The sequence below is a fragment of the Streptomyces sp. NPDC088785 genome, assembly GCF_044750685.1.
Taxonomy (GTDB): Bacteria; Actinomycetota; Actinomycetes; order Streptomycetales; family Streptomycetaceae; genus Streptomyces.
Genome location: NZ_JBIVKH010000002.1, coordinates 1,013,920 through 1,030,225, shown reverse-complemented (window position 1 = coordinate 1,030,225; position 16,306 = coordinate 1,013,920). Strand labels below are relative to the sequence as shown.

The 16,306-nt window shown below is 73.0% G+C and carries 14 protein-coding genes; 9 read left to right on the top strand and 5 right to left on the bottom strand.

The window, feature by feature from the left end:
• Nucleotides 1-175 precede the first annotated feature (175 nt).
• The 3 genes from ACIP5K_RS10340 (at nucleotide 176) to tyrS (ending at nucleotide 4,429) form a co-directional block, all read left to right on the top strand.
• Nucleotides 176-1,699 (top strand): TldD/PmbA family protein, encoded by a 1,524-nt coding sequence (locus ACIP5K_RS10340; protein ID WP_401407458.1) that lies wholly within the window; start codon nucleotides 176-178, stop codon nucleotides 1,697-1,699.
• Nucleotides 1,696-3,090 (top strand): metallopeptidase TldD-related protein, encoded by a 1,395-nt coding sequence (locus ACIP5K_RS10335; RefSeq protein WP_401407456.1) that lies wholly within the window; start codon nucleotides 1,696-1,698, stop codon nucleotides 3,088-3,090. The genes ACIP5K_RS10340 and ACIP5K_RS10335 overlap by 4 nt, the downstream gene beginning before the upstream one ends.
• A 64-nt stretch (nucleotides 3,091-3,154) precedes the next feature.
• Nucleotides 3,155-4,429, top strand: a complete 1,275-nt coding sequence (tyrS, locus tag ACIP5K_RS10330) for a tyrosine--tRNA ligase (RefSeq protein WP_401407454.1) — start codon at nucleotides 3,155-3,157, stop codon at nucleotides 4,427-4,429.
• Between the two features lie 124 nt (nucleotides 4,430-4,553).
• Here tyrS and ACIP5K_RS10325 read toward each other — a convergent pair whose 3' ends face one another.
• A complete protein-coding gene (locus ACIP5K_RS10325; RefSeq protein ID WP_401407452.1) occupies nucleotides 4,554-4,829 on the bottom strand; it encodes a GlsB/YeaQ/YmgE family stress response membrane protein in 276 nt (91 codons plus the stop codon).
• Nucleotides 4,830-5,054: 225 nt separating this feature from the next.
• Here ACIP5K_RS10325 and ACIP5K_RS10320 point away from each other — a divergent pair, with 225 nt between their 5' ends.
• Together ACIP5K_RS10320 and ACIP5K_RS10315 are read left to right on the top strand one after the other, a co-directional pair.
• Nucleotides 5,055-5,408 (top strand): DUF3099 domain-containing protein, encoded by a 354-nt coding sequence (locus ACIP5K_RS10320; protein ID WP_401407450.1) that lies wholly within the window; start codon nucleotides 5,055-5,057, stop codon nucleotides 5,406-5,408.
• 221 nt (nucleotides 5,409-5,629) lie between these two features.
• Nucleotides 5,630-5,893, top strand: coding sequence for a hypothetical protein (locus ACIP5K_RS10315; RefSeq protein ID WP_401407448.1), 264 nt, complete (start codon nucleotides 5,630-5,632; stop codon nucleotides 5,891-5,893).
• Nucleotides 5,894-5,924: 31 nt separating this feature from the next.
• Here the strand turns inward: ACIP5K_RS10315 and moaA are convergent, their stop codons facing one another.
• The 3 genes from moaA to ACIP5K_RS10300 all read right to left on the bottom strand — a co-directional run bounded on the left by moaA (nucleotide 5,925) and on the right by ACIP5K_RS10300 (nucleotide 9,099).
• A complete protein-coding gene (gene moaA, locus ACIP5K_RS10310) occupies nucleotides 5,925-6,923 on the bottom strand; it encodes a GTP 3',8-cyclase MoaA (protein WP_401407446.1) in 999 nt (332 codons plus the stop codon).
• A gap of 182 nt (nucleotides 6,924-7,105) precedes the next feature.
• Nucleotides 7,106-8,734 (bottom strand): cation acetate symporter, encoded by a 1,629-nt coding sequence (locus ACIP5K_RS10305; RefSeq protein WP_401407444.1) that lies wholly within the window; start codon nucleotides 8,732-8,734, stop codon nucleotides 7,106-7,108.
• Complete coding sequence (locus ACIP5K_RS10300) at nucleotides 8,731-9,099, bottom strand: DUF485 domain-containing protein (RefSeq protein WP_401407442.1); 369 nt, start codon at nucleotides 9,097-9,099, stop codon at nucleotides 8,731-8,733. The genes ACIP5K_RS10305 and ACIP5K_RS10300 overlap by 4 nt, the downstream gene beginning before the upstream one ends.
• 396 nt (nucleotides 9,100-9,495) lie before the next feature.
• Between ACIP5K_RS10300 and ACIP5K_RS10295 the strand changes: the two genes are divergently transcribed.
• The 4 genes from ACIP5K_RS10295 to ACIP5K_RS10280 all read left to right on the top strand — a co-directional run bounded on the left by ACIP5K_RS10295 (nucleotide 9,496) and on the right by ACIP5K_RS10280 (nucleotide 15,234).
• On the top strand, nucleotides 9,496-11,022 hold the full coding sequence (locus ACIP5K_RS10295) for a S8 family serine peptidase (RefSeq protein WP_401407440.1): 1,527 nt from the start codon (nucleotides 9,496-9,498) through the stop codon (nucleotides 11,020-11,022).
• Nucleotides 11,023-11,075: 53 nt separating this feature from the next.
• Nucleotides 11,076-12,629, top strand: a complete 1,554-nt coding sequence (locus tag ACIP5K_RS10290) for a S8 family peptidase (protein ID WP_401407438.1) — start codon at nucleotides 11,076-11,078, stop codon at nucleotides 12,627-12,629.
• Nucleotides 12,630-12,704: 75 nt separating this feature from the next.
• The gene (locus tag ACIP5K_RS10285; RefSeq protein WP_401407436.1) at nucleotides 12,705-14,096 is read left to right on the top strand and encodes a CoA transferase; all 1,392 of its coding nucleotides are present in this window, start codon (nucleotides 12,705-12,707) and stop codon (nucleotides 14,094-14,096) included.
• 130 nt (nucleotides 14,097-14,226) lie between these two features.
• Nucleotides 14,227-15,234, top strand: coding sequence for a CopD family protein (locus ACIP5K_RS10280; protein ID WP_401407589.1), 1,008 nt, complete (start codon nucleotides 14,227-14,229; stop codon nucleotides 15,232-15,234).
• Between the two features lie 16 nt (nucleotides 15,235-15,250).
• On the opposite strand, the gene ACIP5K_RS10275 is transcribed toward ACIP5K_RS10280, so the two are convergent.
• Nucleotides 15,251-16,294 carry a zinc-dependent alcohol dehydrogenase family protein gene (locus tag ACIP5K_RS10275; RefSeq protein ID WP_401407434.1) on the bottom strand — a complete coding sequence of 348 codons (1,044 nt, stop codon included), beginning with the start codon at nucleotides 16,292-16,294 and terminating at the stop codon, nucleotides 15,251-15,253.
• Nucleotides 16,295-16,306: the final 12 nt, after the last annotated feature.

Below are 16,306 nucleotides of genomic sequence, written 5' to 3'. Positions count from 1 at the left end.
GGTCGTGGTCCTCGAAACCTATCGGTACGACCCGGAGTACGGAGAATCGGCCACCGACAGTGGCGTCCACGACTCACTGTCGGGTCCCTACAGAAAGGTCTGGCCGCGCACCCCTGTCCCGCGACATGATCGGAGCCCGCCCGTGGCCACGAACCGCGACGAACAGGGAGGCCCTGTGCCCCATACGATCGATGAAGCCTTCACGGCCCTGCCGCTGCGCGCCCTGGCCGACGCGGCCCTCGCCCGCGCCCGGGCCCTGGGCGCCGAGCACGCCGACTTCCGCTTCGAGCGGGTGCGCAGCGCGGCGGTCCGGCTGCGGGACGCCCGGCCGGCCGGGTCGTCCGACACCACCGACCTCGGGTACGCGGTGCGGGTGGTGCACGGCGGCACCTGGGGCTTCGCCTCCGGGGTCGACCTGACCATGGACGCTGCGGCGAAGGTCGCCTCGCAGGCCGTCGCGATGGCCAAGCTGAGCGCGCAGGTGCTCAGGGCGGCCGGGTCCGACGAGCGGGTGGAGCTGGCGGCCGAGCCGGTGCACGCGGACCGGACGTGGATCTCCTCCTACGCGATCGACCCCTTCTCGGTGCCGGAGGAGGAGCGGGCCGGGCTGCTCGCCGACTGGAGCGCGCGGCTGCTGGCGGCCGACGGGGTCAGCCACGTCGACGCCTCGCTGCTGGCCGTGCACGAGAACAAGTTCTACGCGGACACGGCGGGGACGGTGACGACCCAGCAGCGGGTCCGGCTGCACCCGCAGCTGACCGCGGTCGCCGTGGACGAGTCCAGCGGCGAGTTCGACTCGATGCGCACGGTCGCGCCGCCGGTGGGCCGCGGCTGGGAGTACCTGACGGGCACCGGCTGGGACTGGGAGGGCGAGCTGGCGCGGCTGCCCGAGCACCTCGCCGAGAAGATGCGGGCGCCGAGTGTGCGGGCGGGCTCGTACGACCTGGTCGTGGATCCGTCCAATCTGTGGCTGACCATTCACGAGTCCATCGGGCACGCCACGGAGCTGGACCGCGCGCTGGGCTACGAGGCGGCGTACGCGGGCACCTCCTTCGCCACCTTCGACCAGCTCGGGAAGCTCAAGTACGGCTCCGAGATCATGAACGTGACGGGGGACAGGACCGCCGAGCACGGGCTCGCCACCATCGGCTACGACGACGAGGGCGTGGCCGGGCAGTCCTGGGACCTGGTGCGGGACGGGACGCTCGTCGGGTACCAGCTCGACCGCAGGATCGCCCGGCTCACCGGCTTCGAGCGGTCCAACGGGTGCGCGTACGCCGACTCCCCCGGGCACGTGCCGGTGCAGCGGATGGCGAACGTGTCGTTGCAGCCCGACCCCGGCGGCCTGTCGACGGAGGATCTGATCTCGGGCGTCGACAACGGCCTGTACCTGGTCGGCGACCGGTCCTGGTCGATCGACATGCAGCGTTACAACTTCCAGTTCACCGCGCAGCGCGCGTACGCGATCCGGGGCGGGCGGCTCGCCGGCCAGGTGCGGGACTTCGCCTATCAGGCGACGACGACCGACTTCTGGGGTTCCATGGCGGCGGTCGGCGGCCCGCAGACCTACGTCCTGGGCGGCGCCTTCAACTGCGGCAAGGCCCAGCCCGGCCAGGTCGCGGCCGTCTCGCACGGCTGCCCCAGCGCGCTCTTCAAGGGCGTCAACATCCTCAATACGACGCAGGAGGCGGGTCGATGAGCCCTCGTACCAGCAGGCCCCACGAGACCGTCGAGCGCGCCCTGGAGCTGTCGCGGGCCGACAGCTGCGTCGTCATCGCCGACGAGACGTCCACCGCGAACCTGCGCTGGGCAGGAAACGCGCTGACCACGAACGGGGTGACGCGCGGGCGCACGCTCACCGTGATCGCGACGGTCGACGGCAAGGAGGGCACGGCGACCGGTGTCGTGTCCCGGGCCGCGGTGACCGCCGACGACCTCGAACCGCTGGTCCGCGCCGCCGAGGAGGCCGCCGCCAAGGCGGGGCCCGCCGAGGACGCGCAGCCGCTGGTCGAGGGCGCGGCGCCCGGCGCCGCTTTCACGGACGCCCCGGCCGAGACCTCGTCGGACGTGTTCACGCGGTTCGCGCCCGCGCTCGGGGAGGCGTTCGCGCGGGCCAGGGCCGGCGGGCGCGAGCTGTACGGCTTCGCCAACCACGAGCTGACCTCCAGCTATCTCGGTACGTCGACGGGCGTACGGCTGCGGCACGACCAGCCGAACGGGACGCTGGAGCTGAACGCGAAGTCGCCGGATCGCCGGCGCTCGGCGTGGGCCGGGCGCTCCACGCGCGACTTCACGGACGTCGACCCGGCCGCGATGGACGCCGAGCTGGCCACCCGGCTGGGCTGGGCCGAGCGCCGGATCGACCTGCCCGCGGGCCGGTACGAGACGCTGCTGCCGCCCACCGCCGTCGCCGACCTGCTGATCTATCTGCTGTGGTCGGCGGGGGCGCGGGACGCCGCCGAGGGGCGGACCGTGTTCAGCAGGCCCGGGGGCGGCACCCGGGTCGGCGAGCGGCTCAGCGAGCTGCCGCTGACGCTGCGCAGCGATCCGCACGCGCCGGGTCTGGAGTGCGCGCCGTTCGTGCTGGCGCATTCGTCGGGGGACGACGCGTCCGTCTTCGACAACGGGCTGCCGGTGAGCGCCACGGACTGGATCTCCCAGGGCGAGCTGAAGCACCTGACGACGACGCGGCACAGCGCCGGACTGACCGGGCTGCCGGTCGCGCCCGCCGGGGACAACCTGATCCTCGACGGCGGCTCGGGCCGGTCGCTGGAGGAGATGGTCGCCGCCACCGAGCGGGGGCTGCTGCTGACCTGCCTGTGGTACATCCGCGAGGTCGACCCGGCGACGCTGCTGCTGACGGGGCTGACCCGCGACGGTGTGTACCTGGTGGAGAACGGCGAGGTCGTGGGCGAGGTGAACAACTTCCGGTTCAACGAGTCGCCGGTGGACCTGCTGGGGCGGGCCACCGAGGCCGGGCGCACGGAGCAGACGCTGCCGCGCGAGTGGGGCGACTGGTTCACCCGGGCCGCGATGCCGGCGCTGCGGGTGCCGGACTTCAACATGAGCTCGGTCAGCCAGGGCGTCTGAGGCGCGCCGGTTCGCCCATAGACTGGGCGGGCCCCAACAGAACTGTGCAAGGAGACCCGGAACCGTGACGGACATCGTCGACGAGCTGAAGTGGCGCGGGCTGTGGGCCCAGTCCACTGACGAGGACGCACTGCGCAGGGCGCTCGCGGACGGTCCGGTCACGTTCTATTGCGGTTTCGACCCGACCGCGGCCTCCCTGCACGTCGGCCACCTCGTGCAGGTGCTGACCATGCGCCGCCTCCAGCAGGCGGGCCTGCGCCCGCTGGCGCTGGTGGGCGGCGCCACGGGTCAGATCGGCGACCCGCGGCCGACGGCGGAGCGCACGCTGAACGACCCGGCGACGATCGCGAACTGGGTGACCCGGCTGCGCTCGCAGATCGAGCCCTTCCTCGACTTCGAGGGCGAGAACGCGGCGGTCATGGTGAACAACCTGGACTGGACCGCCGGGATGTCCGCGATCGAGTTCCTGCGCGACATCGGCAAGCACTTCCGGGTCAACAAGATGCTGACCAAGGACTCCGTGGCCCGCCGCCTGGAGTCGCAGGAGGGCATCAGCTACACCGAGTTCAGCTACCAGCTGCTCCAGGGCATGGACTTCCTGGAGCTGTACCGGCGCTACGGCTGCACGCTCCAGCAGGGCGGCTCCGACCAGTGGGGCAACCTCACGGCCGGTCTCGACCTGATCCACCGCCTGGAGCCGGAGGCGACGGCGCACTGCATCGCGACGCCGCTGATGGTCAAGGCCGACGGCACCAAGTTCGGCAAGACCGAGGGCGGCGCCGTCTGGCTCGACGCGGACATGACGACGCCGTACGCGTTCTACCAGTTCTGGCTGAACGTGGACGACCGTGACGTCTCGACGTACATGCGGATTCTGTCCTTCCGCTCCCGTGCGGAGCTGGAGGAGCTGGAGCGGCAGACCGAGGAGCGCCCGCAGGCCCGCGCCGCCCAGCGCGCGCTGGCGGAGGAGCTGACGACGCTGGTGCACGGCGCCGACCAGACGGCCGCCGTGATCTCCGCGTCGAAGGCGCTGTTCGGCCAGGGCGACGGAAATCTGGCGGACCTCGACCCGGCGACCCTCGCGGCCGCCCTGTCGGAGCTGCCGAAGGCCGAGGTCACCGAGCTGGGTCCGGTCGTCGACCTGTTCGCCGAAGTCGGTCTCGTGGCCAGCAAGTCCGCCGCGCGCCGCACGGTGAAGGAGGGCGGGGCCTACGTGAACAACGTCAAGGTCGCCGCCGAGGACCACGTGCCGGCCGTCGGGGACCTGCTGCACGGGCGCTGGCTGGTCCTGCGCCGCGGCAAGAAGAACCTCGCGGCCGTCGAGGTGAAGGGCGCCTAGGGCGTCCCGCAGCGCGTCCCGACGACCGAGGGCGCCGTCGCTTCCGCAGGCGGAAGGGGCGGCGCCCTCGGTCGATTCCGGTCGATTCCGGTCGAGCCCGGTCGAGCCCGGCTCGCGGCCCGGTCTAGGTCCGCTGCTTGTTGCCTCGCAGCGCCGTCCAGGCCATGTCGCCCACGGCGACGACCACGACGGCGCCGATCAGCTGGAGCAGGTGGCGGATCCAGTCGATGCCCTTGGTGTCGTTGACACCGAGGCCCGTGGCGGCCCAGTTGCCGAGCACGCTGCCGATGATGCCGAAGACCGTCGTCAGCCACAGCGGAATCTGCTGCTTACCAGGCAGAATGGCCTTCGCGATCAGGCCCAGGACCAGACCCACGATGATCGCCCACAACCAACTCATGACATCGCCTCCTCAGCGGCGCGGAGTGCGCGGCCTGCGCCACCCACATGCGATCAGTCTCCGGCCGTACTCCGTACGGCGCATGTCGGGGCGCCCCGTACGGGGGACGGCGCAGTGGGCGCACCCGACCGCGGACTCCCCCGCTCTCGTGGCCGACGCGGCCGCGGCGTAACGTGGTGGCGGTCCGGTCCGGGGAGAGTCCGGCGAGCTGGCGGGTGGTGGAGTGTGACGCGAAAGCGCAGCGACAACGGCGGGGCACAGGTTTTCCGGATCACCGGGGCCCGGACGGGACTCGCCGAGGACGTGCGCGGGCGGCAGCGCCGGTACGTCATCTCGATGGTGGTCCGTACGCTCGCGGTGATCGCCACGGCGGTGCTGTGGGACATCGAGCGGCCCGTCGCCATCGTGACCCTGGTGCTCGGCGCCTTCCTGCCCTACGTGGCCGTGGTCATCGCCAACGCGGGCCGGGAGAACGCGCCGAACCTGCCGTCGACCTTCGTGCCGGCCCCCTCGCGGCCGATGATCGCGCCGACACCGACGGCCGGACCGGCGGAGCCCGTCCCGGAGGACCGCCCGTAGTCGGCGGCGCGTCGGCGCGCGGTACTACTGGTCGATAAAGCTCAAGAAAAGCTCAGATCAATCATGTGGTTCCGGTGCCGGGTACGGGGTCGCGCGTGACATACTGCGTACGCGCTCCGCATCCCCCGTCGGAGCGACTGACCGACGCCGGGCAGCTCCCCCCGTGGCTGCTCGGCGTCGCCTTTTCCCGGGGGGTTTTCCGGGCCGTTTAAGGTTGAGGCGTGAATCTCGCGAACCTGTCCGGGCCGACCCCGCCGTCCCCCACGACCCCGCAGTGCTCCGCCAAGGGCTGCCGTGCGGACGCGGTGTGGGTGCTGGCGTGGAACAACCCGAAGCTGCACACGCCGGAGCGCCGCAAGACCTGGCTCGCGTGCGCCGAGCACCGCGAGCACCTCTCCCAGTTCCTCGGCGTGCGCGGCTTCCTCAAGGACGTCGTGGCACTGGCCGAGTGGCAGTCCGCCGAGCAGGCGGCTCAGCAGGACTGACCCCGCCGGACGGGCCGGACGGTCGCGCCGGTCAGCCGCCGATCGCCGACATCGGGCGGTCGGGCTGGAGGAACGTCGGGTCGTCGAGGCCCGAGCCCGCCTTCTTGCCCCACATCGCGAGCTTCCAGATGCGGGCGATGTTCTCGTCCTCGCCCTCCGGGCCCTGCGACCTGAGGGCCGCCCGCAGGTCGGTCTCCTCCCGGGCGAACAGGCAGGTGCGGACCTGGCCGTCGGCGGTGAGGCGGGTGCGGTCGCAGGCCGCGCAGAACGGGCGGGTCACCGAGGCGATGACACCGACGCGGTGCGGGCCGCCGTCGACGAGCCAGCGCTCGGCGGGGGCCGAGCCGCGCTCCGCGGACTCCTCCGCGGTGAGCGTGAAGCGGGTGCGCAGGGAAGCCAGGATGTCACCCGCGGTGACCATGCCCTCGCGCTTCCAGCCGTGCTGCGCGTCCAGCGGCATCTGCTCGATGAAGCGCAGCTCGTAGTCGTGCTCGACGGCCCAGGCGAGGAGGTCGGGCGCCTCCTCCTCGTTCAGCCCCGGCATCAGGACCGAGTTGATCTTCACCGGGGTCAGGCCCGCCTCGTGGGCCGCGGCGAGGCCGTCGATGACGTCCCGGTGGCGGTCGCGGCGGGTCAGCGTCTTGAAGACGTCGGGGCGGAGCGTGTCCAGTGACACGTTCACCCGGTCCAGGCCCGCCTGCTTCAGGGCGGCGGCGGTGCGCTTCAGCCCGATGCCGTTCGTCGTCAGGGACATCTGGGGGCGGGGCTCCAGGGCGGCGACCCGCTCGACGATCCCGACCAGGCCGGGCCTGAGCAGGGGTTCGCCGCCGGTGAAGCGGACCTCGGTGATGCCCAGGTGCGTGACGGCGATGGTGACGAGCCGGACGATCTCGTCGTCGGTCAGCAGATCCGACTTGCCGAGCCACTGGAGGCCCTCTTCGGGCATGCAGTACGTGCACCGGAGATTGCAGCGGTCGGTCAGCGAGACCCGCAGGTCGGTGGCCACCCGGCCGAAGGTGTCGATGAGCACGTGGGCCCCCTCCCTCTTGTCGTGCGTGTACGGCCTGTCCTCACCGAGCCTACGTGACGGGTCCGACACCGACAGTCCGGTGATCCCACGAGTGTGCGGCGCCCCCGTCGTAGAGAGCTACCAGCTCGCTGCGACGGGGGCGCGGGAGGGACGTACGGGCGGGCGCGCCCGGGGCGGTGGCGTCAGTGGGCGCCGGTGCCCGTGAGGGAGCGCACCTCCAGCTCCGCGTACTTGCCCGCGTCGGCCTTGTCCTTGGCCAGGTAGGTGCCGACGACACCGAGCAGGAAGCCCACGGGGATCGAGATGAGGCCCGGGTTCTCCAGCGGGAACCAGTCGAAGTCGGCGCCCTTGAACATCGACGTCTCCTTGCCGGAGACGACCGGCGAGAAGAGGACGAGGAAGACGGCGGTGAACAGGCCGCCGTAGATCGACCACAGCGCGCCGCTGGTGTTGAAGCGCTTCCAGAAGAGGCTGTAGAGGATGGTCGGCAGGTTCGCGGAGGCCGCGACGGCGAAGGCCAGCGCGACCAGGCCCGCGACGTTGAGGTCGCGCGAGAGGGCGCCGAGGGCGATCGAGACGATGCCGATGAAGACCGTCGCCCAGCGGGCGGCCCGCATCTCCTGCTTCTCGGTGGCCTGGCCCTTCTTGATGACGTTGGCGTAGATGTCGTGCGCGAAGGACGACGACGAGGCCAGGGTCAGGCCCGCGACGACCGCGAGGATCGTGGCGAAGGCGACGGCCGAGATGGACGCCAGCAGGATCGCGCCCCAACTGGAGTCGACGCCGCCCAGATGGAGGGCGAGCAGCGGCGCCGCGGTGTTGCCCGCCTTGTTCGAGGCGATGATCTCGGCCGGCTTGATGAGGGCGGCGGCGCCGAAGCCGAGCGCGAGGGTCATCAGGTAGAAGACGCCGATGATGCCGATGGCCCAGTTGACCGACTTCCGGGCGGCCTTGGCGGTCGGCACCGTGTAGAAGCGGATCAGGATGTGCGGCAGTCCGGCGGTGCCCAGGATGAGCGCGATGCCCAGCGAGATGAAGTCGATCTTCGAGGTGGCGGTGGCGCCGTACTTGAGCCCGGGCTCCAGGAACGGCGTGCCCTTGCCGCTGTTCTCGGCGGCCGTGCCGAGCAGGTCGGAGATGTTGAAGTCGAACTTCAGCAGCACCAGGAAGGTCAGCAGGAGGGCGCCCGCGATGAGCAGCACGGCCTTGACCATCTGCACCCAGGTGGTGCCCTTCATGCCGCCGATGGTCACATACACGATCATCAGGACGCCGACGAGGGCGACGATGCCGACCTTGCCGCCGTCGGACTGGATGCCGAGCAGCAGCGAGACCAGGACGCCCGCGCCCGCCATCTGCGCGAGCAGGTAGAAGATGGAGACGACGATGGTGGAGGTGCCGGCGGCGGTGCGGACCGGGCGCTGGCGCATCCGGTAGGCGAGGACGTCACCCATCGTGTAGCGGCCCGAGTTGCGCAGCGGTTCGGCGACCAGGAGCAGGGCGACGAGCCAGGCGACCAGGAAGCCGATGGAGTAGAGGAAGCCGTCGTACCCGAAGAGGGCGATGGCTCCGGCGATGCCGAGGAAGGACGCGGCGGACATGTAGTCGCCGGAGACCGCCAGGCCGTTCTGGAAGGCGGTGAACTGCCGCCCGCCCGCGTAGAAGTCGGCGGCGCTCTTGGTCTGCCGGCCCGCCCATACGGTGATGACGAGGGTCGCGGCGACGAACACCGAGAACAGGGTGATGATCAGCGGGCGGTGGTCGCTCGCCTCGGCCGCGGCCAGGGTGAACTGTGACGTGACGGGGCTCATGCGCCGCCCTCCATACGGGACTTGATGGCCTCGGCCCGGGGGTCGAGCTTCGCGGCGGCGTGCCGCGAGTACCACCAGGCGATGAGGAACGTGGTGAGGAACTGGGCGAGGCCGAGGACGAGGGCGACGTTGATGTTGCCGACGACCTTGGTGCCCATGAAGTCGCCCGCGTAGTTCGAGAGCAGGACGTACACGAGGTACCAGGCGATGAACGCGATGGTGAGCGGGAAGGCGAACGAGCGGTGCGCGTGGCGCAGTTCACCGAACTCCGCGCTCTGCTGCACCTCGGTGAACTCCTCGGTGGAGGGCAGTGCGCGGGGCTCGTCCGGACTGCCCTTCTGGGGTGGTGGTGCGTCGGTGGCCACGGAGTCTCCTCGTGGTGCGGGTGCTTTCGGGGACCGGTCAGGGGGAGTTGCGGGAGTCGCGGGCGACTCTGGCTGTACGGGCATGGCTGTTCTCGGACCTCATGGTGACGTGGATCACGTGGGCCGGGTCGCGATGCTAGAGCGAGCCGACGTGATCCGACAGGGGGTTGGATCGTGCTCCTTGCCCCCTGCACAACGGCACGGCGGCGCGTACGGAGCGGTTCAACTCCCTTGTTTTCTTTCGGAACTCGTTGATGACCTGCGGCGACTAGAGATACGTTCGCCTCGCACCACGCGTCATGTACCTGCCCGGGCACCACATGTGTTCGGGCTTTCCGCATATGCCCTCATATGTGCACCCATTCGCCCTTGAACGACGGATGATGTGGAGACCCCATGGCTCATCTTCGTGCCGGCCGACGCATGGCCCTCGCCCTGCCGATCGGCATCGTGCTCACGGCGTCCTTCGGCTTCCTGCCGGCCGCGGCGGCCGCACCGGCCGACTCCCCCGCGGTGACGGCCGGTTCGGCCGCGGACACCTCGCTCGCGTACGTCGTGAACACCCGGAGCACGGACGCGCGCACCCTCGCCTCGGTGCGCAGGGCGATATCCGCGGCGGGCGGTTCCGTCGTCGAGACGTATGCCCGGATCGGCGTCTTCGTCGTCCACTCCGCGGCCCCGGACTTCGGCAGGACGCTGCGCGCCACGAAGGGCGTCGCCTCGGCGGGCGCCACCCGCACCGCGCCGCTCAGCGTCGCGGGCACCACCGACGAGGGCAAGGTCCAGCGGCTCACGGCCGCCGAGGTCAGGACCCTGTCGGCGAAGGCCGCTCCGGGCGAGGAGCCGCTGGAGGCCAACCAGTGGGACCTGCGGGCGATCGGCGCCGACAAGGCGGCGAAGATCGATCCGGGCAGCAGAAACGTCACGGTCGGGGTCATCGACACGGGCGTCGACGACACCCACCCCGATCTCAGCGCGAACTTCTCGCCCTCGCAGTCGGCCAGCTGCGTCGGCGGCAAGGCGGACACCTCGTACGGCGCCTGGCGGCCGGCGACCCCGGACCACTACCACGGCACGCACGTCGCCGGTGAGATAGCCGCCGCCCGCAACGGAGTCGGCGTCGCGGGGGTCGCGCCCGGCGTGAAGGTCGCGGGCATCCGCGTGGCCGACCCGCAGACCGAGCTGTTCTACCCGGAGAGCGTCGTCTGCGCCTTCGTCTTCGCCGCCGACCACGGCATCGAGGTCACCAACAACAGCTACTACGTGGACCCGTGGCTCTACAACTGCCTCGACGACCCCGACCAGCGGGCCATCGTCGACGCGGTGAACCGGGCCCAGCTGTACGCCACCCGCAAGGGCACCCTGAACCTGGCGTCGGCGGGCAACTCCTCGCACGACCTCGACTCCGACGCGATCGTCGACGACTCCAGCCCCGACGACTCGACGCCGGTCAGCCGCACCATCGACCCGCACGAGTGCTTCGACGTGCCCACCCAGCTGCCGGGTGTCGTCACGGTCAGCGCGACCGGCGTGAACAAGGCCAAGTCGTACTACTCCAGTTACGGCAGGGGTGTCATCGACGTGGCGGCACCGGGCGGCGACAAGCTCCAGGTCCCGGCCACCCCGGACGCCAACGGGCGGATCCTGTCGACGCTGCCGGGCGGCGCGTACGGCTACCTCCAGGGCACCTCGATGGCGTCCCCGCACGCCGCCGCCGTCGCCGCGCTGCTGAAGTCCCGCCACCCGTGGGCGACGCCGGCCCGGTTGCAGGCCCTGCTCAAGGCCCAGGCCGACCCGCAGGCCTGCCCGGCCTCGTACGACCCCGACGGCACCGGCACGTACAAGGCGACCTGCACCGGGAGCGTGCGCGACAACAGCTTCTACGGACGCGGCATCGTCGACGCGCTCGACGCCGTCAAGTAGCCCGCCCCGATGACGCGCGCCCCCGACCCGACATCCGACCGAACGGAGACTCCATGACGTCGCCCCACTCCCGGCCGCGGCCGCGCGGCGCCCGCCGCCGGCCCCTGGCGCTGCCGCTCGGCCTCGCGGCGGCCGGCGCGCTGGCCTTCCTGCCGCACGCCACCGCGACGGCGGCCGACACGGGCGGCGCCCCGGCCGCCGCCCCGGCCGCCGCCGGACCCGACCTGAGCTACGTCGTCAACGTCCGTCCGGGCAAGGGCGGTTCGACGGTGAAGAAGGCCATCGGCAGAGCCGGCGGCACCGTCGTCATCGCATACGACAGGATCGGCGTCGTCGTCGCGCACTCGACGGACCCGGACTTCGCGAAGAAGGTCCGCACCGTGCGCGGGGTCCAGTCGGCCGGTGCCACCCGCACCACGCCGCTGGCCGCGCAGTCCAGCGACGACCTCGCCACCCGGCAGGTGCTGACCGCGGCGGAGGCCAGGAAGGCGGCCGCCGCGGCCGGCCCGGACCAGGACCCGCTGGAGCCGTTGCAGTGGGACCTGCCCGCGATGAAGGCGGACAAGGCCCACCGGGTGTCCCTGGGCAGCCCGAGGGTGACCGTCGGCGTGCTCGACTCCGGCGTCGACGACACCCACCCGGACCTGGCCCCCAACTTCGACCGGAAGGCGTCGGCCAACTGCCTGGGCGGGGTGCCCGTGCAGAAGGACGCCGCGTGGCGGCCGGTGCCGGGCGAGTCCGGACACGGGACGCACGTCGCCGGTGAGATAGCCGCCGCCAAGAACGGCGTCGGTGTCACCGGGGTCGCGCCGGGCGTGAAGGTCGCGAGCCTGAAGGTGGCCGAGCCCGACACCGGCATGTACTACACGGAGGCCGTGGTCTGCGGCTTCGTGTGGGCGGCCGACCACGGGGTGGACGTCACCAACTCCAGCTACTACACCGACCCCTGGCTGTTCAACTGCACGACGGACCCCGACCAGAAGGCGCTCGTCACGGCCGTCACCCGGGCCACGCAGTACGCCGAGCACAAGGGCGCGGTGAACGTCGCGGCGGCCGGCAACGCGGCGACGGACCTCGCGCAGGACGAGATCGTCGACGACTCCTCGCCGGACGACTCGACGCCGACGCACCGGGTCATCAGGACGAAGGACTGCTTCGACATCCCGTCGCAGCTGCCCGGTGTGGTCACCGTCTCGGCGACCGGCGCCAAGGGCGTCAAGTCGTCGTTCTCGAACTACGGCGAGGGCGTCATCGACATCGCGGCCCCCGGCGGCGACAGCACCGCGTACCAGACGCCCGCTCCCCCGGCGACCAGCGGACTGATCCTGTCCACGGTGCCGGGCGGCTCGTGGCAGTACATGGCCGGTACGTCGATGGCGTCCCCGCACGTCGCGGGCGTCGCCGCGCTCATCAAGTCGACGCATCCGCACGCCTCGGCGGCGCAGGTGAAGGCGCTGCTGTACAAGGAGGCCGACGCGACCCGGTGCACCGACCCGTACGACATCGACGGGGACGGCGCGGTCGACGCGGTGTGCGTGGGCGGCAAGAACAAGAACAGTTTCTACGGCGCCGGCACGGCGGACGCGCTCGACGCCGTGACCAGGTAGCGCCCCGCGGGCGGCGCGAACCAGGGGCGGGACCCGGCCGGGTCCCGCCCCGCTCCGGTCCGGCACACTGCCCGCATGACCCACACCGCCGGGCCGTCGCCGGCCACCGCAGCCGCCTGGGACGCGCTCGGCGGGGACGCCGCGCTGCTGTCCCGCATCACGCACCACACCCGCGCGGGTGCGCTGCCCGCCCGCCTTCCCGTGCGCGAACTGGCCGCGGCCTGCGTCGGCGTGTGTTCCCTCGCCGCCGCGGAACTGGCCGCCACGCGCGCGGGGCGGGACGTGGGCCCCGTCCGCGTCGACGACGGCGCGGTGGCGACGGCCTTCGTCAGCGAGCGGCACCTGCGGGTCGACGGGCGGGCCGCGGTCTCCTTCGCCCCGCTGTCGCGGTTCTGGCGCACGCGGGACGGCTGGCTGCGCACCCACGCGAACTACCCGCACCACCGGGCGCGGTTGTGCGCGGCGCTCGGCGTGGGGGCGGACGCGGCCGTCGCGGACGTGGCGGCGCTGCTCGCCGAGCGGTCGGCGGACGAGGTCGAACAGCGCGTGGCCGCGGCCGGCGGGCTGGCCGTCGCCCTGCGCACCCCGCAGGCGTGGGCCGCGCATCCGCAGGGCGCCCGGGTGGCCGCCCGCCCGCTGCTGACCCGGGAACGGCTCGACGCGGCGCCGGCCCGCGACCCGCGGCGGCCCCTCAGGGTGCTCGACCTCACCCGGGTCATCGCCGGCCCGGTCGCCACCCGCACGCTGGCGCTGCTCGGCGCGGACGTGCTGCGGGTGGACGCGCCCCACCTGCCGGAGGCCGCGGACGCGCACGCCGACACCGGTTTCGGCAAGCGCTCGACGCGGCTCGACCTGGCCCGCGGCGCCGACCGGCGGACGTTCGAGGAGCTGCTGTCCGGGGCGGACGTGGTGGTCACCGGGTACCGGCCGGGGGCGCTGGACCGGTTCGGGCTCGCGCCCGCGGCGCTGGCGGGGCGGCGGCCCGGGCTGGTGGTCGCGTCGCTGTCGGCCTGGGGCGCGTACGGGCCGTGGGGCGCTCGGCGCGGCTTCGACAGCCTCGTGCAGGCCGCCTCGGGCATCGCGGCCGTCGAGAGCGACGGCGCCGGGGACGAGACCGGCGGGGTCCGTCCCGGGGCGCTGCCCGCGCAGGCGCTCGACCACGGCACCGGGTACCTGCTGGCGGCGGCGGTGCTGCGCGCGCTCACCGAGCAGAGCGCCGGGGGCGGTTCGCGGGTGGTGCGACTGGCGCTGGCGCAGACGGCGCACTGGCTGGTGCACGGGGTGCGGCCGGAGCCCGCGGCCCCGGGCGCGGAGCCCGGCCCGGCGGGGCGGCTCGCGGAGACGGACAGTCCGCTGGGCCGCCTCCGGTACGCGCTGCCGCCGGTGTCGTTCGAGGGCGGGCCCGCCGACTGGCGGCGGCCACCCGGGTGCTGGGGCGCGGACGCGCCGCGGTGGTCCGCGCCGTGACGCCGGCGCGCTCCGGGCGAACCGCGGCGGCCTCGCCCGCGTCTTCCCGGCCATGGATGACCGTGCCCGCCGGACGACCCTGGACTTGCCCGCACCCGGAACCGCTGGTCAAGATCCACTCGTGAGTTCCATGCCGCCGACCACCGAACTGTCCGCTCCGGCGGACGCGCCCGTCCGCAGAGCCGGCACCGGGCGCGCCGCCGCCGTCGTCGTGCTCGTCGCCGCCGCGGCCCTGATCCCGATGTTCGGGCCGCAGGCCGCGCTCGACGGCACGGGTGAGGCCGCCGCGCCCGGGACCGGCGGGATCGCGCTGCTGCGGACCGTGCTGTTCGCCGCGCTGTGCGTCCAGGCCGGGGAGGTCTTCGCCGGGCGTCTCGCGCGCCGGGTGGCGCCCGCCGCGCCCCGGCCGCGCCGCTGGTCGGCGTACGCGCCGTGGGCGGGCTGCGCGGCGGCCCTGGGGCTCGCCTCGGTGGTGGCCTCGGGGAACCTGGTCCCGGACGGTCTCGCGGCGCTGGACGTCGGCGGCCTGTACGGGACGCGGGACGGGACGCTGGCGCTCGTCGAGGTGAACGCCTTCGTGGTGGCAGCCCTGTGCGCGCGCACCCGGCGTCCCGGCACGGCGCTGCTGCCGCTGGCGGCCGTGGCGGTCGCGGAGGCGCTGCGCGCCCACCCGCCGTCCGAGGACACCGCGCTCATCGGCTCCGGGCTGACCCTGGTGCACGTCACGAGCGCGGCGCTGTGGGTGGGCGGCCTGCTGTACGTCCTGCGCACCACGCACGCGTGGCGGGGTCTCGCCCCGGAGGCGGGCGCGGCGCTGCTGGGCCGCTACGCGCGCGTGGCGGCGGGGCTGCTCGCGGCGATCACCGCGACCGGGGTGTGCAGCACGCTGCGCCGGATGCCGGCGGGCACCGTCCTCGATCAGCTGACCTCGACGGCGTACGGGCGCACGCTCCTCGCGAAGGTGCTCCTCGTGGCGGTGGTCGCGGTGCTGGCGCTGGTGGCGCGGCTGCGGCTGTCCCGCGCGCGGGACCGTACGCGGGCGTACGTCCCCGCGCGCGCGGAGGTGGTGGTGCTGGGGGTCGTGGTCGCGGTGTCGGCGGTCCTGACGGCGGTGCCGCTGCCGATCCGCTGGTCCTGACCCGGGTGCGGCGGGGTCAGTTGGTGACGAGCACCTTCAGGGCGGTGCGCTCGTCCATCGCCTTGTAGCCGCCGGGGACGCCCTCCATGTCGACGGTCATGTCGAAGACGGGCGAGGGGTCGATGGTGCCGTCCAGGACGTCGGGCAGCAGGTCGGGGAGGTAGCTGCGGACGGGTGCGACGCCGCCGCGCAGCGCGATGTTCCGGTTGAACATGACGCTGAGGTCGAGGCCGGTGCCGCTGCCGTGCGGGACGCCGACGAAGCCGATGGCGCCGCCGTCGCGGGTGATGTTCACGGCCGTCCTCATGGACTGCTCGGTGCCGACGGCCTCGATCACGGCGTGCGCGCCCTGGCCGCCGGTCAGCTCGCGGATCGCCTCGACGGCCGCGTCGCCGCGCTCGGCGACGACGTCGGTGGCGCCGAAGGTGCGGGCGATGTCGGTACGGGCCCGGTGCCGGCCGAGCGCGATGATCCGCTCGGCGCCGAGCCGCTTGGCCGCGAGGACGCCGCACAGGCCGACGGCGCCGTCGCCGACGACGGCGACCGTGGCGCCCTCGCGGACGCCCGCGCCGAGCGCGGCGTGGTGGCCGGTGCCCATGACGTCGGAGAGCGTCAGCAGGGCGGACAGCAGGTGGTCGTCGGAGGCGGCGTCGGCGGGCAGCCGCACCAGGGTGCCGTCGGCGAAGGGGACGCGGACGGCCTCGCCCTGTCCGCCGTCGTAGCCGACCGACCCCCAGAAGCCGCCGTGCTCGCACGAGGTGGTGAGGCCCTCGCGGCAGTAGTCGCACACGCCGTCGGACCACATGAAGGGCGCGACGACGAGGTCGCCGCGCCGGAGGCCCGACACCTCGCTGCCGGTCTCCTCGACGAGGCCGAGGAACTCGTGCCCGATGCGCTGCCCCGGCTGCCGTGCGGCCTCGCCTCGGTAGGCCCACAGGTCGCTGCCGCAGATGCAGGCGCGCAGGACGCGGACGACGGCGTCGGTGGGCAGCACGACGACGGGGTCGGGGACGTCCTCCACACGCATGTCGTACGGGGCGTGAATGGTGGTGGCGCGCATAGGGGGGTGTTC

Coding starts and splice junctions, on each gene's coding strand:
- ACIP5K_RS10335 (WP_401407456.1), top strand. CDS start 1,696: ATGAGCCCTCGTACCAGCAGGCCCCACGAGACCGTCGAGCGCGCCCTG.
- ACIP5K_RS10325 (WP_401407452.1), bottom strand. CDS start 4,829: ATGAGTTGGTTGTGGGCGATCATCGTGGGTCTGGTCCTGGGCCTGATC.
- ACIP5K_RS10305 (WP_401407444.1), bottom strand. CDS start 8,734: ATGAGCCCCGTCACGTCACAGTTCACCCTGGCCGCGGCCGAGGCGAGC.
- ACIP5K_RS10295 (WP_401407440.1), top strand. CDS start 9,496: ATGGCTCATCTTCGTGCCGGCCGACGCATGGCCCTCGCCCTGCCGATC.
- ACIP5K_RS10290 (WP_401407438.1), top strand. CDS start 11,076: ATGACGTCGCCCCACTCCCGGCCGCGGCCGCGCGGCGCCCGCCGCCGG.
- ACIP5K_RS10285 (WP_401407436.1), top strand. CDS start 12,705: ATGACCCACACCGCCGGGCCGTCGCCGGCCACCGCAGCCGCCTGGGAC.
- ACIP5K_RS10280 (WP_401407589.1), top strand. CDS start 14,227: ATGCCGCCGACCACCGAACTGTCCGCTCCGGCGGACGCGCCCGTCCGC.
- ACIP5K_RS10275 (WP_401407434.1), bottom strand. CDS start 16,294: ATGCGCGCCACCACCATTCACGCCCCGTACGACATGCGTGTGGAGGAC.